Origin of the sequence: Rhodococcus jostii NBRC 16295, from assembly GCF_001894825.1 — a bacterium.
GTDB lineage: Bacteria > Actinomycetota > Actinomycetes > Mycobacteriales > Mycobacteriaceae > Rhodococcus_F > Rhodococcus_F jostii.
The window spans coordinates 68897-90520 of sequence record NZ_BCWY01000030.1; the positions used below are offsets into that span (position 1 = coordinate 68897).

Sequence of the window (21624 nt, forward strand, 5' to 3'; positions counted from 1 at the left end):
GGCTGGCCGTAGGCTGGGTGGGTGAGTTCCAGTGAGTTCCCTGTCACGCCTGCGGGCCGCGACGACGACGCCCCCGACACCGCAAATGTCGGTGCGGTGGACAGCGGCGTACCCGTACTTCGTGACCCTGTCCTGGTCGCCGCCTTCGAGGGCTGGAACGACGCTGGCGACGCCGCGAGCGGCGCCGTCGAGCATCTCGAGTTGACCTGGGACGCCCAGCCGCTCGCCGAGCTGGACTCCGAGGAATACTACGATTACCAGGTCAATCGTCCCACGGTTCGGCAGGTCGACGGCGTCACCCGGGAGATCGTGTGGCCCGCCACCCGGCTGTCGGTGTGCTCGCCTCCCGGCAGCGACCGCGACGTCGTGCTGCTGCGCGGGATCGAACCGAACATGCGCTGGCGCAGCTTCTGCGAAGACCTCCTCGAGCTGATCGACCAACTCCAGATCAACACCGTGGTGATTCTCGGCGCGCTGCTCGCGGACACCCCGCACACGCGGCCGGTCCCGGTGACAGGCAGCGCGTACAGCAGCGAGGCCGCCGAGCGTTTCAACCTCGAGCAGACCCGCTACGAGGGGCCGACCGGCATCACCGGCGTGCTGCAGGACGCGTGCGTCCGCGCGGGTGTGCCTGCCGTGTCGTTCTGGGCGGCCGTGCCCCACTACGTGTCCCAGCCGCCGAACCCCAAGGCCACGGTCGCGCTGCTGCAGCGCGTCGAGGACGTCCTCGACATCGAGGTACCCCTCGGCGAACTGCCGTCCCAGGCCGACGACTGGCAGGAAGCGGTCACCGAGATGACCGCGGACGACGAGGAGATCGGCGAGTACGTCCGTTCCCTCGAGGAGCGCGGCGACGCCGAGACCGACATCTCCGAGGCCATCTCGAAGATCGACGGTGACGCGCTCGCGGCCGAGTTCGAGCGGTATCTCCGTAGGCGTGGGCCCGGCAGCTTCGGGCTGTGACGAAGAACTCGTCCGAGTCACTTCGTTCCTCGCTCCAGCGCACGGCGCTCTACGCCGGTGGTTTTCTCGGTCCGTTCGGCGGCGGGGTCGTCGCGTCGATCCTTCCCGAGATCGGTGACGACCTCGGCGTCAGCGCGTCCGCCGCGGCGAGTTCGCTGACGGCGTACCTGTTGCCGTTCGCGTTGCTGATGCTGGTGTCGGGCACGCTGGGTGCGCGGTGGGGGCAGACGCGGACGGTGCGGATCGCCTACGGGGTGTACCTGCTGTCGTCGCTGGCCTGCTTCTTCGCCCCGACCCTCCCGCTCTTCCTCGGCGCCCGCGTGCTCCAGGGGTGTTCCAACTCGTTCACGACGCCGCTGCTGCTGGCGGCACTCGCCGCGTCGACGCCGAAGAAGCACCTCGGGCGCGCGCTGGGGATCTTCGGCGCCTTCCAGGCCGCCGGACAGTCGAGCGCACCACTCGTCGGCGGGCTCGCGGCCGAGGTCGACTGGCGGCTCGCCTTCCTCGTCATCGCGCTGGTCGCCGCGGTGCTGGGGCTGGTCGGCGTTCCCGACAGCGCTCCCGCCGAGACGGGTGCCGCGCGCCCGCGACTGCGCGACGCTCTCACCCCCTCGGTGTTGAGAATCGGCGTGGTCGCGCTGCTGGGGTGGGGCGCTCTCGGCGGGCTGAGTTTCCTGGTCGCGTTCCGTACCGAGGACGTGTTCGGGCTGAGCCCCACCCAGCGCGGCCTGCTGCTCACCGGGTTCGGTGTGGCGGGCATCCTCACCGCACGCCTGGTCGGCGGGGTGATCGACAAGATCGGGGCCCGGGCCGCCGTCCTGATCGGCGCCTTCGCCGGCGCGATTCTCGTCGCGGCCGCCGGAACCGTGTCGCTCCTCGCGGTGGTGGCGGTGGCGTGGTTCGCGGCCGGAACGGCGGGTCAGTTCATCCTGGTCGGTGTCAATGCCGCCGTGCTCGGGTCGCCGGGCCCGAACCGGGGCGGCGCGGTGTCCGTCGTGCAGGCGTTGCGATTCATGGGCAACGCGCTCGCGCCGATCACCCTCACCCCGGTGTATGCGGTGTCGCCCGCGGCCGGCTTCCTCCTGCCCGCCGCGCTCCTGGCCGTGCTGGCCCCACTGCTGATGCCCCGCGACCGCTCACCCGTCTGACACGCAGTCCATGGCGGCTGTGAGGTGTTCCTGATTCCCACGTAACGTGCGCGCAGCCGTTACGACACTCCCGGGGCGGAGTCTCGGTGCATGGCCCACACACCGAGTTCGAGCAAGCTGCTGGTCGTCGGCAACGGTATGGCCGGCGCACGCACCGTCGAGGAGATTCTGAATCGCGGCGGCCGCGAGCGCTTCGAGATCACCATGATCGGCGACGAGCCGTACGGCAACTACAACCGGATCATGCTCTCGCACGTGCTGTCCGGGGAGGCAGCCGTCGACGACGAGGACCTGATCCTCAACCCCATGGGCTGGTACAAGGCGAACGGCGTCAAGCTGCACGCCGGTGACCGCGCCGTCGCGCTCGACCGGTTCGCGAAGACCGTCACGTGCGAGAGCGGCCGCGTCGTCGGCTACGACGTGCTCATCATCGCCACGGGAAGCAACACGTTCTTCCCCAACATGGACGGGCTGCGCGAGCACGACGGTCGCCTGGCCCGCGGCGTGTTCGGATTCCGCAACATCGCCGACACCAACGGCATGCTGCAGATGGCGCAGGCCCGCGACGACGTGTCGGCGGTGGTGATCGGCGGCGGTCTGCTCGGACTCGAGGCCGCGTACGGGCTGCGCACGCAGGGGCTCACGGTCGATGTCGTGCACTCCCCCGGACATCTGATGAACCAGCAGCTCGACGAGCGCGGCGGCAGCGTCCTGCGCGCCGAGATCGAGAAACTCGGGGTCGGCGTCCACACGTCGATGCGGACCACCGCCGTGCTGCGGGACGAGGCCGGCCTGGTGACCGGGGTGTCGTTCGTCGACGGTTCCACACTGGACGCCGACATGGTCGTCGTCACCGCGGGAATCCGGCCCAACACCGAACTGGCGCGGGCGGCGGGACTGGTGGTCGAGCGCGGGGTCGTCGTCGACGACCAGATGCGCTGCGAGGACGAAGGTTCCGTATACGCCGTCGGCGAGTGCGCGCAGCACCGAGGAGAGACCTACGGTCTGGTCGCCCCGGTGTGGGAACAGTCCGTCATCCTCGCCGAAGTCCTCACCGGCTCCAATCCGGAAGCGGCCTACGTCGGTTCGCGCACCACCACCAAACTGAAGGTCGCGGGGGTCGACGTGGCCGCGATGGGCGTCAAGGGACCGGAGACGGCGGACGACGAGTTCGTCCAGTACTACGAACCCCGCAGTGGCACGTACAAGAGCCTCGTCGTCCGGGACGGAAAGCTGATCGGCGCCACCCTGATGGGCGACATCAGCAAGGCGGGATTCCTCACGCAGGCGTTCGACGGCAAGGTCCCGCTGCCGGAGGAGCGAATCAGCATGCTCTTCGACGTCGGGGCCCCGAGCGCCGCGACGAGTGTCGCCGACCTCCCCGACGATCTGCAGGTGTGCAACTGCAACGGCGTCAGCAAGGGCGACCTGGTGGCCTGCGTCCATTCCGGCGCCAAGACCCTCACCGACGTGTGCGCGCAGACCCGGGCGGGCAAGGGCTGCGGCTCGTGCAAAGGACTGGTCGCCGACATCGTGGCGTGCGCCGCGGGCGGCGAACTCGAGGCCGACCCGTCCGCCGACTGGTACGTGCCCTGCATCCCGATGACCAAACCCGAACTCATCGCGACCATCCGGGAACGCGATCTCCGCGCCGTGTCGCAGGTGTTCACCGAACTCGCGACCGGCGGCGAGGAGGACGCGACCGCGAAGATGCCGCTGGCGTCGCTGCTCCGCACCGTCTGGGGTCCCGATTGGGTGGACGAGCGCGGCGCGCTGTTCATCAACGACCGCGTGCACGCCAACATCCAACGCGACGGCACGTTCTCGGTGGTCCCGCAGATGAAGGGCGGCGTCACCACCCCGGACCAGCTCCGCAGGATCGCCGACGTGGCGGACAAGTACGCGGTGCCGCTGGTGAAGGTGACCGGCGGGCAGCGCATCGACCTTCTCGGCATCAAGAAGGAAGACCTCCCCAGGGTGTGGGGCGACCTCGACATGCCGTCCGGTTTCGCATACGGCAAGAGCATGCGCACCGTGAAAACCTGTGTCGGAACGGATTTCTGCCGCTACGGCCTCGGCGACTCGACGAGCCTCGGCATCGCTCTCGAGGAACGGTTCCAGGGCCTGGAGACGCCCGCGAAGCTCAAACTCGCCGTCGCCGGATGCCCACGCAACTGCTCCGAGGCCCTGTGCAAGGACTTCGGGGTGGTCGCGGTCGGCGACGGCCGCTGGGAGATCTACGTCGGCGGCGCCGCCGGAGCCCACATCCGCAAGGGTGACCTGCTGGCCACGGTCGAATCACCGCAAGCAGTGCTGGAACTCGGCGGTCGCTTCATCCAGTACTACCGCGAGAACGCGAAATGGCTCGAACGCACCTACGACTTCGTACCGCGGATGGGGCTCGAACATCTTCAGGCGCTGCTGGTCCGAGACGAGGAGAACATCGTGACGGGATTGGACGAACGGATCCAGACGGCCGTGGAGGGCTACCGCGACCCATGGAAGGAACGCACCGCACCGAAATCGCCGGCGCAGTTCGCCCCCTCGCTCCCCCTGCTGCCGCTCCCCCAGGTGCCGGTCCGATGACCGCCCTGATCGACGGTCCCTCCGAGGTCGCGGTGGGGCCGGTCAGCGACCTGACCCCGGGCGAAGGACGAACGTACGTCGTGCAGAACCGTCAGGTTGCCGTGTTCCTGTTGTCGGACGGGACCGTTCGCGCCATGGACGCGGTGTGCCCGCACCGGGGCGGCCCTCTCGCCGACGGGCAGATCGATGCCGGCAGCGTGATGTGCCCCCTCCACCAGTACGCGTTCTCCTTCGACACGGGCGCGTGCGCGTCCGAAGGTGTGGGCTCGGTGCGCACCTACGCCGCATCGATCCGCGACGGATCGGTGGTCGTGCACGTCTGAGAACACGCTCGCGGGCGCTCGATCCCGGTACGGCGTGCCTTTCGGGAAAACTCCGGCTCCGCTGTCATCATGAGCTCAGCGCTGCAGCCGAAGGAGCTCGTCGCATGGACAGATCGCTGGTCGCGTGAATATCGTCGCGAGTCCGGAACGGCGGCGCCAATCCGCTGGGCGCCCTCCCACCGGCGTGCGACCGGTCGACACCGGGTTCCGCCCGGACATCGAGGGTCTGCGGGCCGTCGCGGTGCTGGCCGTGGTCCTCTTTCACGTGGGTGTGCCCGGGATCGACGGCGGGTTCGCCGGCGTCGACGTCTTCTTCGTCGTCTCGGGGTTTCTCATCACCGGGCTGCTGTGGCGGGATGTGGCGTCCGCCGGCCGCGTCCGGCTCACCCGCTTCTACGGTGCTCGGGCCCGCCGACTGCTGCCCGCCGGGTGTGTCGTGCTGGTGGCCACCGCAATCGGAGCCGCGATCCTGTTACCCCCACTGCAGGCCCGCCAGGTCCTCGGCGACGGAATCGCCAGCGCTCTCTACGTCGGCAATTATCGGTTCGCGCTGCACGGCACCGACTACCTGGCCGCCGACACGCCCCCGTCGCCGTTCCAGCACTACTGGTCCCTGGGCGTGGAAGAGCAGTTCTACCTGCTGTGGCCGGCGCTGATCATCGGGGTCGCCTGGCTCGTTCGCCGCCGGACCCGGCACACCGACTCCGACACCCCACCGTCGGCGACGCCGTACCTGGTGCTTCTCGCGGTCGTCGCGGCAGTGTCATTCGCGGTCTCGCTCGACTGGACCCGCACACTGCCGCCGTGGGCGTTCTTCTCGCTGCCCGCCCGGGCGTGGGAGTTGGCCGCCGGCGGGCTGGTGGCGCTGTCGATTCGGCACTGGCGGCGACTGCCGTCGGTAGTGGCCGCCGCGGCCGGATGGCTGGGCCTCGCCCTGATCGTCGCCGCCTGCCTCCGGCTGGGCGAGACGACACCCTATCCCGGTACCGCCGCGCTGCTGCCCGTCGTCGGCACGGTACTGGTCATCGGGGCCGGTTGCGCGGCACCGCGACTGGGCGTCGGGCGGGGCCTGTCGCTGCCGCCGATGCGGGCTGTCGGCCGGATGTCGTATTCATGGTACCTGTGGCACTGGCCAGTCCTGCTGCTCGCACCGGTCGTACTCGGCCGCTCACTCGTCATGACCGATCGTCTGGCGATCATCCTGGTGTCCGCCGGGCTCGCCCTCCTGACACTGCATCTGATCGAGAACCCGGTCCGCTTCGCGACCCCCCTGCGTGACTCGACCTCGCGCAGTCTCGCTCTCGGAGGCACCGTCACCGCACTCGCCGTGTGCGCAGCGCTGGTGCTGCTGGTGCTTCGGCCGGTGCCCGTCGGGCACGGTGCCGAGGCCGCCGCCCTGACCGTCGCTGCGCCACCCGTTTCGGTGGCGCCCGCGGTCGATCCGCACGAGGCGGCGGTGCAGGAGGTGACCGCGCAGGTGCAGGCGGCGGTCGCGGAATCGGCCGGGCTGCAGGCCGTCCCGTCGAATCTGTCCCCGCCGCTCGCCGACGCACCGGCAGACAAGCCGGCAGTGTTCGTCAACGGCTGCGTGCGCTCGTGGCGCGAGGTCGGGCAGGACGAGTGCGCATCGGGTGACGTGACCTCACCGACGACGGTTGCCCTGGTCGGCGATTCGCACGCCGCGATGTGGGCACCGGCGTTCGAGCAGGCCGCCGAGCAGCGTCACTGGCGGTTGGAGACCATGGGCAAGGTCACCTGCCCGCTTCTCGATCTGCCGCTCACCAGCCCCTATCTCGGGCGGGAATACACGGAATGCGAGCAATGGCGGGGTGAGGTCGTCGCCCGGCTGCAGGCAGAGCGGCCCCGGTTGATCGTGGTGAGCATGTCCCGTCGATACGGTGCCGATTTCGGTTTCACCGTCTTCGGTCGAGAGTGGCTCGACAGCCTGACCCGCCTGGTCACGGAGCTCCGGGCCACAGGCGCGGCCGTTCTGATCCTCGGACCGATCCCGGATCCGCAGTCGACCGTGCCGACCTGCCTGTCCGATCACCTGGACGACGCGACCGCCTGCTCGCCGCCGCGACCGGCCGCGGTGAACGACGCCGGCGTCGCGGCCGAGTCGGCTGTCACCACGGCAGGTGGCGGGCGGTACGCCGACCTGACCGCCCTGTTCTGCACCGCCGAGCGCTGCCCTGTCATCGTCGGCAACGACCTCGTGTACCGCGACGACAACCACCTGACCCTCGAACACGCCCAGGCGCTCACACCTGTCGTCGCCGCGCTCGCCGACCGCGCACTCGCACCGGGCTGAGCGGTAGCGACACACCGACACCGCGTTCGGCGTCGAAGGCTCAGCCGACGTCGTACGACAGCACGAAGTCGTAGCCGCTGTCGCCGGGTCCCGCGATGGACAGGTCCGCGCTGCCCCGTAGGTCGGTCAGACCGCCGGTGCCCATACCCGGCACCACCTCGATCCGTGCCGACACGGAACCCTGGTCCTGGCTGCCGATGTGCTGGAACACGCACGTCCCGTCGTGCCCTCCGATCGAGCCCTCGAAGCGCTCGAGGCCGAGCACCGGCGCCGCATCGGCCTTGTAAGCGATCAGGTAGACCACCGAGCTCGTTCCCTCGATGTCCCCCGAGTACGAGTACGCGACGGTCGCTCGGGTCGCACCGCGTGTGGGGTAGTAGGTGTCGCAGGCGGTCGTGCCTTCGCCGTCGATGTCGACGATCACCGATTCCGACCACGAGGCGATGGAGAAGGTGCCTCGTGCAGTGTGTGAGTAGCTCATGACACGGAACTCTAGGTACGCGGTGGCGTGACGTTCTTGAACATTCGCGACACCATTCGCGACACTAGGATGGGCGAGTGCCGAGTGTGCCAGGACATCCCGAGGCCATCATCCGCCCCACGGTCGACGAGCGGGGGTTCGGCGTCGAACGGGTCGCTCCCCGAGAGGCTTTGGCCGAGTTCGTCGACTACCACTGGCTGGTGAGGTGGTCGGTACCGAAGCCCCATCGACAGCAGGTGGTACCCCAGCCCCGCGTTCATGTCGCTGCCGAGGACGGACAGTTGCTGGTGCACGGGATCTCCCGGTCGCCGTTCTACCGAACGCTGACCGGGAACGGCCACGTGCTGGGAGCCGCGTTCCACGCCGGAGGGTTCCGGCCTCTGCTGAGGGGCAGCGTCGGCGCGATCTCGGGAACCGTCCAGCCCGGACGGGATCTGCTCGCCGGTGACGATCGCCCGGTCGCGGAGCGAATCCTCGCCGGCACGGACACCGCGGAGATGATCGACGACTTCGAGCGATACCTTCTCCGCACCGATCCCGTTCCGGATCCCACGGGACGGGAGATCACGGCTCTGGTGGGCGACGCCCAGTGCAACCGCGACATCGTCCGCGCAGACCAGCTCGCCGCACGTGCCGGCTGTAGCCTGCGTACCCTGCAACGCCTGTTCACCGAGTACGTCGGCATCGGTCCGAAGTGGGTGATCCAGCGGTTCCGAATCCTCGACGCGGCCGGCGCAGCCCACTCGGGCGAGCGGATCGACTGGTCTGCGCTCGCCTACGAACTGGGGTTCAGCGACCAGGCCCACCTGACCCGTGTCTTCACTCACGTCGTCGGGACACCACCGGCGACCTATCAGCGCACGCTCGGCCTGCTGTAGCCCGGCCGGGCCCGGCTCAACTCGCGAAGCCGAGCCCCCGCTCCGTGAGTTCCTCCTCGAGGATTCGGATCGCCTTCGGTCCGACGCCGTGGATCTTCAGCAGTTCCTTGGCGGTGACCGTCGTCAACTGGTCGAAACGCGTATAGCCGTGGGAGGCGAGCTCACGGCGGGAGACCTTCCCCATGCTCGCGGGAAACTCCGTCTGGCCTGCGGTGTCGGAAGACGACATGTCGGTCCTTTCTACTCGTTGTGATCGGCGTGCAGGTGGGCACGCTCGCCGTCGTGGTCGAAGATCGTGAGGATCTCCACGGGACCGTCGTGGGCGCCGATGGAGTGCGGAACCATGGTCGAGAATTCTGCTGCGGCACCGGCTTCGATCAGTATGGTTCGCTCGCCCAGTTGCAGGCGGGCTGTCCCCGACAGGACCGTGAACCACTCGTGACCGGGGTGCACGCTGACGTGCTCCGGCCCGGCCGGCCGCTCGGGGGTGATGCGCATCTTCGCGACAGTCGCGCCGTGGAGAGCACGTTCACGAGACAGGAGCCAGATCGTCAAGCCGCGCGTGTGTTCGGGTAGCGGCCGGATCACCACATCGTCGTCTTCTACGGACTCGACGAGTTGATCGAGCGTGGTGCCGAGCGCCCGCGCGATGGGAACCAGCTGGTCGAGCGCGATCCTGCGATGCCCGGTCTCGATGCGGCTGAGGGTGGACGGGCTGAGGTAGCAGCGAGCAGCAAGGGCATCGAGCGACCATCCCCGCGCCACCCTCAGACCGCGGATGCGCTGACGGATCACGCTGTCCAATCCCAGTTCTTGCGTCATACGCAAGAGTGTATGCGAGAGGAGCATGACGTGGCTAGCCTGGAGCCATGGCACAGCATTCGCATCACCACACCGCGCACACTCATGACCACGACCACGGAACCTCGCTGGCCGACCTTCTGGATCTGGACGCCGAAGTACTCGGCTCCTACCTGGAACCGCTGACCGAGTGGGTCGGGCAGCACCTCCGCGAGACCCCACGCAGGATCGTCGACGTGGGCTCGGGAACGGGCGTCGGCACCCTGACTCTGGCCAGGCGGTTTCCCGCAGCCGAGGTGATCGCGATCGACCGGTCGGAGTTCATGCTCGAACGTCTCGGAACGGCCGCGCGCGAGCAGGGCCTCGCCGACCGGTTGAGCGTCGTACACGCCGATCTGGACGTCGCATGGACGGCGGTCGGCGCCGCTGACGTCGTGTGGGCCGCGTCGTCGTTGCACGAGGTCGCCGACCCCGACCGAGTGCTCCGCGACATGTGTGCCGCGCTGAACCCCGCCGGCCTGCTGGTGGTCGTCGAGATGGATGCCCTGCCACGCCTTCTGCCCGACGACGTCGGCGTGGGCCGCCCGGGCCTGGAGTCGCGCTGCCACGAAGCGTTGGCCCGGATGAACTGGAACTCGCATCCGAATTGGCAGACACACCTGGAACGGAACGGTTTCGAGGTCGTCGAGGAGCGCACCTTCGTCAGCGAGGCGAACCCGGCGCCGCCGAGCACCGGACGCTACGCGCAGACCTACCTGCGCCGCATCCGCTCCGCCCTCGACGGTCAACTGGCCGCCGACGATCGCATCACCCTCGACCTCCTCCTGTCGGACGATGACCCGAACAGCGTTCTGCGCCGCACTGACCTGATCCCCCGTGGCACCCGGACCGCCTGGGCGGCTCGACGTCCCTGATCAGCGAACCGGAGGGTGACGGTGGTGAGTGCGGTGGGGACTTTCCCACTCGGTAGCGCAGGCGGATGTGTGGCGGCATTCGGTTTATTTTCCGGTTCCGTATGTGACCGATTCAGATAGACTCACGACCGTGCCGAACCAGGAGAACGCCGAATTCGCCGGCGGCGAGACAAAGGTGCCGTTTCCCAAGCCGGAGCGCGACATCGACCTCTACCGCAGGGCGATCACCACGCTGCAGGCCGCGCTCCCCCTCGGCTGGACGTTGACGTCGGGAAAGTCGCGCTCCCTCGCCGACGCACCGGAACGATTGCTCGTCGGCGCCCCGGGTGGTGAGGTGGCGTCCTTCTCCGTCATCCCCGCCCGCGGGGTGCTCGCGGGCGACGCCGCCCGGTTCGCGGACAGTCTGTCCGGATCCGACCGCGGATTCGTCTGCGCTCGTTACCTTTCCGAGCCCGTGCGCCGACAACTCGACGCCAGGGGACTCTCCTACGCCGACGCGACGGGGAACACCTCGCTGTCCGCCGACCGGCCCGCGATCTGGGTGCGCGATCGCGGCGCGGACGCCGACCCGTGGCGTGGCCCCGGCCGCCCGGCCGCGCAGTTGACCGGAGATCCCGCCGCGCGGGTCGTTCGTGCGCTCGCCGATCATTCGGGTCAGTTGACGGTCCCCGAACTCATCCGGCTGGCCGGCGCGTCCACGGGCGCCACCTATCGGGTGGTCGAAACGCTGGAAGAGCGGGAGCTACTCGAACGACTCCCCCGCGGACCCATCACCAGTGTGCGGTGGCAGCAGATGTTGCGCGCATGGAGCAGCGACACCAGTTTCAAGGACTGCCCCACCGTCGGCTACTTCGCACCCGAGGGGGTGCAGTCATTCCTCGCGAAACTCGGGAAAGTCTCCGACCACCTGTATGCGGTCACGGGATCGGTCGCGGCCGCCGCTTTCGCCGAGTACGCGCCGGCGCATCAGATCCAGATCTATGCCGATCACGGTGAGGCCCTGGCCTCCGCACTCGAACTCCGCCCCGTCGACCAGGATGCCAACGTCCTCGTCGCCACTCCCCGATCGGCGGCGGTGTTCGAGCGCACCCTCTTCCGGGACAACGTCCGAGTGGTCGCGCCCGCGCAGGCCTTCGCCGACCTGCTCGCCGGAACGGGGCGACATCCACAGGAAGCGGAGCATCTCCTCGACTGGATGACGGCGAACGTGCCCGAGTGGAGAACAGCGCTCGGCGCACCGACGGCGACCTGACCGATCACCGTCGACAGGCGAAAACCTTCCGAATGTGCGCGACACAACCACGCCACGCCGCGCGTGATGGCGCACACAAGCGCGCTCGGGTAGCAGGATGTACATCTTGTGGCCTCACCGAGTGAGTCGGAACGGGCCTGACGGAAGTCGCAATCCGTTCGCAAACGAATAGAGGTACTTGCATGTCCATGGGAGTCGGGCTCAGGATCGGCAGTGTCGTGTCCACCGCGGTCGTGGCGTCGAACGATCCGGGATCCCCGGATCCGGTCGTCATCGTCCGGGACACCGTCCTGCACATGTGCCCGGACGGCACCGCGATTCTCGGCGGTTCGGCGCCGCACACGATCGGCGAGACCCACACCGTCTCGGGGTTCCTCCCCCGCGTCGGCGACCCCGCCGGAGTTCCGGTGGGTGACGGATCGCGCTACCGCGCCGAAGACCTGGTCGCGGGAGCGATGCGGTGCCTGCTCCGGGAATGTGAACCCCTCCCGGACCACGGTGGCCGGACCGGCGGCGCCCCCGACATCATGGCCACGTATCCCACCCGCTGGGACTCGACCGCCGTCGCCGCGCTGCGCGACGCGCTGGACTACGCCGACATGTCCTACCTGTCGCTCGTCTCGGACGCCGAAGCCGCTGCCGCATGGTTCGAATCCGAGATCGCCGAACGTCCCGGACAGCTGGTCGGCATCTATCACGTCGACGACACCGGCGCGACGGTCGCACTCATCCGCTCGGGCGTCGAGGCAGGCAAGGCGTTCCGCTTCTCCACGGGCGGCTCCCCCACGGCCCAAATCGCCACCGCGCTCGGCGCGTTCGGGTGGCTGCCCAGCAACCTCGACGCCGTCGTCGTCACCGGCGACGGTCTGATCGCGCGGGACTCCGCGGCCATTCACGAATTCGCGCACACCGTGAGCGAGAAGTTCGACGTGCGATGCGTCGTCGGCCCGGGTCCCGAGCAGACCGCCGCGCTCGGCGCCGCCATCCGCGCAGCAGGTTTCAACCCCACCACCCACAGGGTCACCCCGATCGGCCTGCCGCCCTCGTACGACGTCACCGAAGTGATTGACGCCGTCGTCGGCGAGCCCGTCCCCTCCCGTCCCGCAGCCCCGAGCCGGCCGGCGACAGGCACCCGAAACCCGGCGTCCGCCGCGGCGGTGGGCGCCTCGCCCGGGCGGGTGTCGGGCGGAACCGCGGTCGAGACGCCGCCGGAACCTCGCGCCGTCGCACAGTCCGAGAACGACACGGCCGCCGAGCCGGCGTCGAGGGCGTCCTGGCTCGTCGCCGCCGCGGTCGGACTGGCACTCGTCCTGGTCGCGATCATCTTCGTGTTGTTCGTACTCTGAACGCCCGCCGCCCGCATCCATCGTTGCGGCGGCGGGGTGAGGGATCGGAACTGGGGTGATCGGGCAGGGGTGACCCAGAGTGATGCGAACCTCGAGCAACCCCTTCAAGTTCGGTCAATTCGCATGTTCCGTCCGAGTCCGATTCAGGTCGTGGTGATGATGCAGGTCGGCACGGCGTTGGCTCGACGCCTGCACGACCGCATAACCTGTCACGGTGAGTGAATCAGCCAGCGATCCAGAGTGGTCGAGCACCCGAGGGCCAGTACCCGATCGGCTCGTGCGCGACGATCGCCTGAAGTTGTTCTCATTCGCGACTGCTGAGAAACGCGTCGAGTATCTGTGGGTACTCCGCGCCTTCGACCACGCTCGCGCCAACTACGTGGTGCTGCTCCACGCCGCCGAGGTGGCCCGGATCCTCGAACGTGTCGCCGGCGACGACGCTTCGGGACACCTCTCTCCCGCGGATATCACTCCCCTGCTCGAGCAACTCCACGTCTGGGAAGTGCTCGAACGCAGCTACGACGGCACCCGCGCCGCGACGCTGGCCGAATACCGGAACCGGCACTTCGTGTACCAGTTCAGCCAGGCCGGCTACCAGGTGTTCCGAGCCGTCGAGGACGCACTCGCCGCCCGACTCGACGACGCGTCCCTGTCCCGGCTGGCGCTGCCCGACCTCCTCGCCGACATGAACGACCTGGCCGCGGCCAACCGCGCGGCCGACAACGACCTGGTGTACCGGAAACTAGGCCGCCTCGACGCGACACTGTCCGACATGGCCGGGCGCGCGGCGCAGTTCTATCTGACCCTGGGCGACCTCGTCCGCACCACGGAGATCACGCCCGAGACGTTCATGTCCCACAAGGACGCTCTCCTCACCCACATGCGCGAGTTCAGCTCCGACCTGTCGCGCTACGCGCCGAAACTCGCGGCCGCCATCGCGCTCGTCGAGGACACCGGTGTCGAGACGATGGTGGCCCGCGCCGCCGCCAGCGACGAGCGGGTGTTCCTCGGCGTCGAAGAACGCGAAGCCGATTGGCGCGCGAGGTGGGCGGGGTTGACGCAGTGGTTCGTCGGCTCCGAGGCGGGCCTCAGCGAGTCGGAACGTCTGCGCGAGGGCACCATGAGTGCGATCGCCGCGGTGCTGTCGCTGCTGCGCCGGGTCACCGAAACCCGTAAGGGTGGTGTGAGCAGGGAGAGCCAATTGCGTCACCTCGCAGGCTGGTTCGCTGCCACCCCGACCGAGGACGCCGCGCACGCGTTGTTCCAGGCCGTGTTCGACCTGGGCCGGCCGCGTCATCTCTCGATGGTGCATCCGGACGCCGACATCATTCCCGACACGCGGTCGTGGTGGGAGGCCCAGCCGGTCGAGATCTCCCGCACGCTGGCCGAGACCGGGCGTCCACCGTCCCCTGGTCTGCCGGCTCGGGTGCAACGCAACGAGGGCAGCGTGCGCCGCCTCCGGGAGGAACAGTTGGCGGCGCAACGTCTCCGCGCGGCGGCCGCCCAGTCGCTGGCCCGTGGCGGCGTCTACGAGCGAGAGTTGGACGAGGCCGAAACCGACGTGCTGCTGAGTCTGCTCAATGCCGCACTCACGGCGCGGGTCCCGGTCAGTGGCCACGTGAAGAGCAGCACCGGATCGGAGAACGGCGTGAAGCTCACCCTCAGCCCGCACAGCGAGTCCACGGTGGTGCGCACCGCCCGGGGACGCCTGCACCTCGACGGACTGCAGGTGAGCGTCCGGTGAAGGCACGGGAGATCTCGCCGCTCGCCCTCGATTCGTATCAGCGTGCGGCCCGCGTCATCTTGTCGAATCATCTGGTGACACAGACCTATCCGGATCGCATCGCACTTCCGCTGCTGCGCCGGTGGGCCACCGAACTCCGCGACGACCTGATGACGCTGTTCGGGTACCGCCTCGAGGTCACCGAAACGACGGCCCGGCTGTTCACCGTGAGCGACCGCCTCGACGCCGGAACGCCGGCCAAGACGGCCACCGACCGCACGTTCGACCGCTACCGCTACGCCTACCTCGCGCTGGCACTGGCCGCCCTCGGCCGCGCGGGCAACCAGATCACGCTGTCCGAGCTCGCCGATCACGTGGCCGCCGACGCCGCGCAGGTCGACGGTGTCGACCTGTCCACCGAACGCGCATCCGACCGCGACGCCTTCGTCGACGCCGTCGGCTGGCTCGCCGCCCGCGGCGCCATCGCCCTCGCCGACGGGGACGCGGGCGGCTGGGCCGCCAATCCCGATGCGGGAGAAGCGCTGTACGACATCGACAGATCCGTCGTCATCGCCCTGTTCCGGCCGTCGCGCGCACTGCAGCATCTCCGGTCGATCCGCGGACTGCTCGCCGGTGCCGAATCGGTGACCGACGACGACACCACGGACTTCGGGACGATCCGCCCCGTCGACGTGAAGGAGACGGCTCGGCGGGTCCGGCGCGCGCTCGTCGAACGGCCCGTGGTCTACGCCGCCGAACTGGACGATCACGAGCTGGTACAGCTCGCACTCCCCCGCACCGCGGCCGATGTCGAGTTGCTCACCGGACTGGTCGCGGAGCGGCGCGAGGAGGGCGTCGCGATGATCGACTCCTCCGGACGTCTGTCCGACGTCCGGTTCCCCGGGACGGGAACGGTCGCGCAGGTCGCGCTCCTGCTCGCCGGCGAGATCGCCGATCGCGTTCTCGACCCGGATCTGCCGGAAATGATTCGGATGCCGCTGCCGCACAGTCGTGCCGACCACCTCATCGAGCAGGTCGACAGCGCCGTCCCGCAGTCGGGGATCTTCGACAGCCTGGCGGGCCACGACTACGCCGAACCCGAGGACCCCGCCCCGTCGGACCGGCTCTTCCCCGTCGTCGAGGACGAGTGGATCGCCGGCACCGTACGGACACTGTCCGAACGGTTCGGGCGGACGTTCGCCGCCGGATGGCAAGCAGACCCCGACGGGCTCGGACGCGCCGCACTCGCCCTGCTCGAGCGGCTACGGCTCACCGCGTCGGTGCCCGGCGGTGTGCTCGTTCTCCCGGCGCTCGCCCGCTACCGAGGTGTGGTGGTCACGATCCGCGACCGCACCCCCGAGATCGACCTGTTCCAGAGCTCAGCGAACGACAGCGAGGAAGTCACAGCATGACGAGTGCGCGTTTCCGGCCCACCCGCGCCGGAATCATCAACCTCTGGGACTACCGGGACCAGGAGTTCTCCTTCGCCGACGGTCGGCTCGTGCTCCGCGGTCCCAACGGTTCCGGCAAGACCAAAGCGCTGGAAGTGCTGTTCCCCTTCGTCTTCGACGGCAGGATCGAACCCCGGCGGCTCAATCCGTTCGCCGGCGAGGAACGCACCATGAAGTCGAATCTCCTGTACCGCGGACAGGAGAGCGCGTACTCCTACGTCTGGATGGAATTCTGCCGCGGCGCGAAGAACGACCCCGAGGCGGTCACCGTCGGTATCGGTATGCGCGCCACCCGCACCAACGACAAGGTCACCCGCTGGTATTTCGTGGCCGACGGTCGCGTCGGCGTCGACTTCTCCCTGCTCGGCAGCGACGACCGTCCGCTCACGAAGAAGCAACTGGGCGAGCAGATCGGCACCGACTCCATCACGGACAGGCCGCTCGACTACCGCGCCGCGATCGACGCCCGGATGTTCGGACTCGGCGTCCAGCGCTACGACCAGCTGATCAACCTCATCCTCACGCTGCGCCGACCCCAGCTCGCGAAGAACCTCGACCCCAAGGGACTGTCGCAGGCCCTCACCGACGGTCTGCGACCCCTCGACGAGCAACTGGTCCTCGAAGCGGCACGCTCGTTCAGCGACATGGAGGAGGTCGGCCGGGCACTCGAAGGGCTGGCCGCCGCGGACCAGGCAGCGCAGAGCTTCGTCGGCGTGTACGCGAAATACCTGCGCCAGCAGGCGCGGATGGATGTCGACCACCTCGCGAGCCGACTCGAGGCCGTCCGTTCGGGCATCTCCGCACTCCACGAGGCAGCGGCCGACCGGACCCGTAGCCAGGCGAGCCGGGAGGCCGCCGAAGAACGCTTCACCGCGGCCGAACGCGCACTCGACCAGGCGAATGCCACACTCGACGCCCTGAAGCGCTCGACCGCCTACGAGGGACGGACGCAACTCGACGACCTGGCCCAGGCCGTGTCGACGCTCGAGAAGTCGACCGAACTGCAGGCTGAGAAGGCACGTAAGGCCAAGGCCACCCTCGAACAACGCGCCGAGGAACACGACAAGGCGGGCGACGCGGTCGCTCGCGCCGTCGAGGCGCTCACGCACGCCGAGGACGAACTCCACCTCGCCGCCGAGGACGCGGGCATCACCTGGACCGCGCTGCCCGCCGACGCGCGCACCGATCAGCTGACCGCGGCCCTGCGCGGGCACGCCGAGGAACGCGACGGCGACATCCGCGCGGTCCGGGCCGCGCTTACCACGGTCGAGAAGGCCGCCACCGAGCGGACCCGCGCCGACGACGCGGCCCGCCGCGGCCAGGAGCAACTCGACTCCGCGAAGGTGACCGTCCTGGAAGCCGAGACCGCGGTCGAGTCGGCCCGCAGCGAATGCGCCACCGCACTGCGGTCCTGGTGGGCGGAACAGTCGTCCCTCTACTCCGAGATCGGTGCGCCCGCTCCGCTGTTCGATGCGCTGGACACCGCGCTCGGCCGGATCGGCGACGACGACGCCGCCACCCTGTCGGAGACACTGACGGAACAGACCACGGAAGCCGTCGACACGCTGCGGCTGCGTCGCCAGCAGTACGACCGGGACGCGGCTGCCGCCGTAGACGCGATCGCCGAGCACGAATCGGCCCGCACCGCAATCGAATCCGAGCACGACGACGCCCCACAGCTGTCCGCTGCCCGGCACGACACCCGCACCCGGCTGACCGGTGCACCGTTGTGGCGCCTGGTCCGATTCGCCGACACGTCGACACCACGTCGGCAGCGGGAATCGAGGCCGCACTGGAGGCAGCACACCTCCTCGACGGCTGGGTTCCCGTCGACGACGCCCTTCCCGACGTCGAATCCGAACAGTTCCTCGTGGCACTTGCCGCCGAGGACCGGCCCACCGGCAGAACCCTCGCGGACGTACTCGAGGTCGAGCAGGACGCGGGTGTCCCGGAGGGCCGGGTGCGCGGGATCCTCGAATCGATCGCCCTCGAATCCCTGGATCTGCCCGGGAATCAGGTAGGTGTCGCAGAGGACGGCGGGTACCGGCAGGGAATCCAGCGCGGACGCCACACGAAGTCGGACGCCGAATACATCGGAACCACCGCCCGCGCCCGCAGGCGTGCCGCCCGTATCGCCGAACTCGACCGAACCGTCGAGGAGACCCGAGCGACGCTCGCCGAAGCACGGACCTCCGCGGACGCGGCCGCTGCGCTGCTGATGCGGGCGACCGCCGCCGCGCAGGCACTGCCCCGCACCGGGTCGATCCACACAGCGCTGAAGAAGGTCACCGAATCGGCCGGCGCCCTCCGCAGCCGCTCCGATACGGCGACGGCGGTCGGCCGCGAACTCGACCAGGCCATCGCCGACCTGTCCGCGAAGGAGAAACAACTCCGGGTCACCGCGTCCACCCATCGGACTCCGCACGTCGCCCGGGAGATCGATTCGCTCGCCGCGGCCGTCCGGCACTTCGAGAGGCAGGGCGAGATGGTGCAGCGGTGCAGGCGCGAACACACCAAGGAGGTGGAGCACACTCGCGAATCCGAGGATCGACTGCACGAGGCGCGGGGTAACGCAGAGGAGTTCGCGGAAGAAGCCGCCATCGCCGAAGAGGTTCTCGCGCAACAGGTCCAACGACTCGATACGCTCCGCGACACGCTGGGAGCGGGAGCCGAGCAGTTGGACCGTCAGCTCGAGGAGGCGCACGCGCGGATCGAGGCGTGCAAGAAGGAGCAGCGCGACGCGCGCAAGGCGGACAAGGACGCCGGCGAGGCCATCGGCAAGGCCGAGGGCGCGTACAACACCGCCGTGCAGACCCTCCGGCTGGCGCTCACGGAAACCCACGCCGACGCCGCCCGCCTCGCGCCGTACGCCCGACGCGACCTGCTCGAACTCCTCGGTGTCGGCGGCGGTCACACATGGCCGGCGAGCGCGGCGGCGTGGATGAGCGCCGATCAGCTGGTGTACCGCATCCAGAACGCAGACGACACCCCGATCCTTCCGCCCGAGGCGGACGCACTGTTCCGCGCACTGGACGGCGCCACCGAATCGGTGCGGGTCAGCGACGCAGCCCGCAAGTCGACGCGATCCGCGCTCACCACGGCTCTCCAGGACTTCGACGCCCAGCTGGCGGCCGCGGGCCAGGACTACCGGTTGCAGTGGGATGCGCCAGACGGCGTGACCGTGGTGCAGGTACAGGACGACGACGGTTACTCGTCGATCGGCGAGTTCGCCGCCCGCATCGCGGCCGCCCGCTCCGATCAGGAATTGCTGCTCACCGAATCCGAGCGTCGCATTCTGGAGGACGCACTGCTCACAGGTCTTGCCCAGCAGATCCACGAACGGACGGTCGACGCCCGCGAACTCATCGCCCGGATGGGCACCGAGATGCGGGAGCGGCGGATGTCGTCCGGCAACACCATCGGCGTGCACTGGGTTCTCGCCGACAACCTCGACGACAGCGCGAAGGCGATCTCCAAACTGCTCGAGCGGGACACCTCGGCGCTGGGCCCGGACGAACTCGCCACGATGCGCGCGCACTTCGCCCACCAGATCCGGACGGCCCGGGCCGCCCACCCGGAACGGTCGTATCCGGAGATCCTGGCGTCCGCCCTCGACTACCGGCGGTGGCGGGTGTTCTCGTTCACCCTGATCAGCGGCACCGGCAACGAGGACCGGCTGACGGTCGCCCGGCACAGCGCACTCTCCGGCGGCGAGCAGTCCGTGTCACTGCATCTGCCGTTGTTCGCCGCAGCGCACGTCATGCTCGACTCCGCCGATCCCCACGCACCGCGACTGCTGGCACTGGACGAGGCGTTCGCCGGCGTCGACGACAACGGCCGGGCCGAACTGCTCGGCCTGAGTGTGCAATTCGACCTCGACCTGTTCATGACCGGGTTCGACCTGTGGATCACGTACGGCGGCGTGCCGGGGTGTGCGCACTACGATCTGGCGCACTCGACCGCCGAGCAGAGTGTCAGCGCCACGCTGCTCGTGTGGTCGGATGGCGAATTACTCGCCGAACACGACGGCACCGATCTGGCGCAGGCGCTCGGTTCGCCGCTGCGCCGGCGAGTCCCGACCCCCGCGGAAGGGGCCCTCGAGTTCGCCTGACCCGTGAGTACTTGTCAACCGCCCGCGGTTAACAAGTACTCACGGGCGCCGGAGGCGCACACCGAGAAGGGCATCCACGGCGGCGGCGAATTCGCTCGGCGCGTTCGTGTCGGAGCCACCGTTGTCGAGGGCGCGACGGGCCCAGCCGTCGAGGGCGTCGAGGGCCTTCGGGGTGTCGAGATCGTCCGCGAGATGCTGGCGCAGCCGGGCGATCGTGTCGGTGGCCGACTGCGCCGACTCGAGTGCGGCGGCATCCTTCCACAGCTTCAGCCGGGTGTGGGCGTCGGCGAGCACCTGCTCGGTCCACGGCCGGTCCTGCCGGTAGTGCCCCGACAACAGACCGAGGCGGATGGCGGCCGGGTCGACACCCTCGCCGCGCAGCTTCGACACGAACACGAGGTTGCCGCGGCTCTTCGACATCTTCTCGCCGTCGAGACCGATCATGCCGGTGTGCACGTAGTGACGGGCGAAGCGACGGTCACCCGTAGCCGACTCGGCATGCGCCGCGGAGTATTCGTGGTGCGGGAAGATCAGGTCGCTGCCGCCGCCCTGCACGTCGAAACTGGAGCCGATGCGGTTGAGGGCGATCGCCGAACACTCGATGTGCCAGCCGGGACGCCCGGGGCCGAACGGCGACGGCCAGGACGGCTCCCCCGGACGGACCGCACGCCACACCAGGGCGTCGAGCGGATCCACCTTGCCGGGGCGGTCGGGGTCGCCGCCGCGCTCGGCGAAGAACTTGGCCATCGTCTCGCGGTCGTAGCCGGACTCGTACCCGAACTGCTCCGTCGCGTCGGCGCGGAAGTACACGTCGGGGAACTCGGCGTCGTCGACGACATAGGCGGCGCCGGACGCGACGAACTTCTCGACCATCTCGATCACTTCGCCGATCGACTCCACCGCGCCGATGTAGTCACGCGGCGGCAGCACCCGGAGGGCTTCCATGTCTTCGCGGAACAGCGCCGTCTCACGCATACCGAGGACCACCCAGTCCTCGCCGTCGCGGTTGGCGCGCTCGAATAGCGGGTCGTCCACGTCGGTGACGTTCTGGACGTAATGCACGTCGTGCCCGGCGTCACGCCAGATCCGGTTCACCAGATCGAACGTCAGGTACGTGGCTGCGTGACCGAGGTGGGTCGCGTCGTACGGGGTGATGCCGCACACGTACATGGTGGCCGTGCGTCCGGGAGTGATGGGACGAACCTGCCGGTCAGCGGTGTCGAACAACCGCAGCGGAGGCCCCTGGCCTGGAACGGACGGGACAGCGGTTTCGGACCAAGACTGCATGACAGCGAGCCTAGTGGACCGGTGTTTCCGCCTCGGAGGGAGCCGCCGG

At 69.1% G+C, this 21624-nt stretch carries 15 protein-coding genes and 1 pseudogene; 12 read left to right on the forward strand and 4 right to left on the reverse strand.

Translation table 11 applies throughout. From position 1 onward, the window contains the following. Positions 1–21 precede the first annotated feature (21 nt). The 5 genes from RJ1_RS20410 (at position 22) to RJ1_RS20430 (ending at position 7331) form a co-directional block, all read left to right on the forward strand. Positions 22–963 carry a PAC2 family protein gene (locus RJ1_RS20410; protein ID WP_073363274.1) on the forward strand — a complete coding sequence of 314 codons (942 nt, stop codon included), beginning with the start codon at positions 22–24 and terminating at the stop codon, positions 961–963. After that, positions 960–2111 (forward strand): MFS transporter, encoded by a 1152-nt coding sequence (locus RJ1_RS20415; RefSeq protein ID WP_073363276.1) that lies wholly within the window; start codon positions 960–962, stop codon positions 2109–2111. The genes RJ1_RS20410 and RJ1_RS20415 overlap by 4 nt, the downstream gene beginning before the upstream one ends. Positions 2112–2201: 90 nt before the next feature. Next, positions 2202–4697, forward strand: a complete 2496-nt coding sequence (gene nirB, locus RJ1_RS20420) for a nitrite reductase large subunit NirB (RefSeq protein ID WP_073363279.1) — start codon at positions 2202–2204, stop codon at positions 4695–4697. Further along, positions 4694–5020: a Rieske (2Fe-2S) protein gene (locus tag RJ1_RS20425; RefSeq protein ID WP_073363282.1), complete on the forward strand. Its 327-nt coding sequence runs from the start codon at positions 4694–4696 to the stop codon at positions 5018–5020. The genes nirB and RJ1_RS20425 overlap by 4 nt, the downstream gene beginning before the upstream one ends. Positions 5021–5144: 124 nt before the next feature. Beyond that, positions 5145–7331 carry an acyltransferase family protein gene (locus tag RJ1_RS20430; protein WP_073363285.1) on the forward strand — a complete coding sequence of 729 codons (2187 nt, stop codon included), beginning with the start codon at positions 5145–5147 and terminating at the stop codon, positions 7329–7331. Between the two features lie 40 nt (positions 7332–7371). Here RJ1_RS20430 and RJ1_RS20435 read toward each other — a convergent pair whose 3' ends face one another. Further along, on the reverse strand, positions 7372–7812 hold the full coding sequence (locus RJ1_RS20435) for a DUF3224 domain-containing protein (protein ID WP_073363288.1): 441 nt from the start codon (positions 7810–7812) through the stop codon (positions 7372–7374). A gap of 77 nt (positions 7813–7889) precedes the next feature. Between RJ1_RS20435 and RJ1_RS20440 the strand changes: the two genes are divergently transcribed. Further along, positions 7890–8690 (forward strand): helix-turn-helix domain-containing protein, encoded by an 801-nt coding sequence (locus RJ1_RS20440; protein ID WP_073363291.1) that lies wholly within the window; start codon positions 7890–7892, stop codon positions 8688–8690. A 16-nt stretch (positions 8691–8706) separates the two neighbouring features. Here the strand turns inward: RJ1_RS20440 and RJ1_RS20445 are convergent, their stop codons facing one another. Then, positions 8707–8919 carry a helix-hairpin-helix domain-containing protein gene (locus RJ1_RS20445; protein WP_073363293.1) on the reverse strand — a complete coding sequence of 71 codons (213 nt, stop codon included), beginning with the start codon at positions 8917–8919 and terminating at the stop codon, positions 8707–8709. Positions 8920–8930: 11 nt separating this feature from the next. After that, positions 8931–9512, reverse strand: coding sequence for a helix-turn-helix domain-containing protein (locus tag RJ1_RS20450; RefSeq protein WP_073363296.1), 582 nt, complete (start codon positions 9510–9512; stop codon positions 8931–8933). Positions 9513–9559: 47 nt separating this feature from the next. Here RJ1_RS20450 and RJ1_RS20455 point away from each other — a divergent pair, with 47 nt between their 5' ends. From RJ1_RS20455 to RJ1_RS20480, 6 genes and pseudogenes are all read left to right on the forward strand, one after another. Next, positions 9560–10405 carry a class I SAM-dependent methyltransferase gene (locus RJ1_RS20455; protein WP_073363299.1) on the forward strand — a complete coding sequence of 282 codons (846 nt, stop codon included), beginning with the start codon at positions 9560–9562 and terminating at the stop codon, positions 10403–10405. Positions 10406–10535: 130 nt separating this feature from the next. Beyond that, entirely contained in the window at positions 10536–11657 is a 1122-nt protein-coding gene (locus RJ1_RS20460) for a helix-turn-helix domain-containing protein (protein ID WP_073363300.1), read from the forward strand. 182 nt (positions 11658–11839) lie between these two features. Then, positions 11840–13003: a hypothetical protein gene (locus tag RJ1_RS20465; protein WP_073363301.1), complete on the forward strand. Its 1164-nt coding sequence runs from the start codon at positions 11840–11842 to the stop codon at positions 13001–13003. 292 nt (positions 13004–13295) lie between these two features. Continuing rightward, positions 13296–14747 (forward strand): TIGR02677 family protein, encoded by a 1452-nt coding sequence (locus RJ1_RS20470; protein WP_073363370.1) that lies wholly within the window; start codon positions 13296–13298, stop codon positions 14745–14747. Continuing rightward, positions 14744–16138, forward strand: coding sequence for a DUF2398 family protein (locus RJ1_RS20475; RefSeq protein WP_073363302.1), 1395 nt, complete (start codon positions 14744–14746; stop codon positions 16136–16138). Before RJ1_RS20470 ends, RJ1_RS20475 begins: the two co-directional genes overlap by 4 nt. Then, positions 16135–20288 (forward strand): annotated as a pseudogene (locus RJ1_RS20480) (TIGR02680 family protein). The gene RJ1_RS20475 and the pseudogene RJ1_RS20480 overlap by 4 nt, the downstream one beginning before the upstream one ends. 39 nt (positions 20289–20327) lie before the next feature. Here RJ1_RS20480 and mshC read toward each other — a convergent pair. Then, positions 20328–21575, reverse strand: a complete 1248-nt coding sequence (gene mshC, locus RJ1_RS20485; RefSeq protein WP_073363303.1) for a cysteine--1-D-myo-inosityl 2-amino-2-deoxy-alpha-D-glucopyranoside ligase — start codon at positions 21573–21575, stop codon at positions 20328–20330. Between the last annotated feature and the right edge of the window lie 49 nt (positions 21576–21624).

Coding starts and splice junctions, on each gene's coding strand:
- nirB (WP_073363279.1), top strand. CDS start 2,202: ATGGCCCACACACCGAGTTCGAGCAAGCTGCTGGTCGTCGGCAACGGT.
- RJ1_RS20425 (WP_073363282.1), top strand. CDS start 4,694: ATGACCGCCCTGATCGACGGTCCCTCCGAGGTCGCGGTGGGGCCGGTC.
- RJ1_RS20435 (WP_073363288.1), bottom strand. CDS start 7,812: ATGAGCTACTCACACACTGCACGAGGCACCTTCTCCATCGCCTCGTGG.
- RJ1_RS20445 (WP_073363293.1), bottom strand. CDS start 8,919: ATGTCGTCTTCCGACACCGCAGGCCAGACGGAGTTTCCCGCGAGCATG.
- RJ1_RS20450 (WP_073363296.1), bottom strand. CDS start 9,512: ATGACGCAAGAACTGGGATTGGACAGCGTGATCCGTCAGCGCATCCGC.
- RJ1_RS20455 (WP_073363299.1), top strand. CDS start 9,560: ATGGCACAGCATTCGCATCACCACACCGCGCACACTCATGACCACGAC.
- RJ1_RS20465 (WP_073363301.1), top strand. CDS start 11,840: ATGTCCATGGGAGTCGGGCTCAGGATCGGCAGTGTCGTGTCCACCGCG.
- mshC (WP_073363303.1), bottom strand. CDS start 21,575: ATGCAGTCTTGGTCCGAAACCGCTGTCCCGTCCGTTCCAGGCCAGGGG.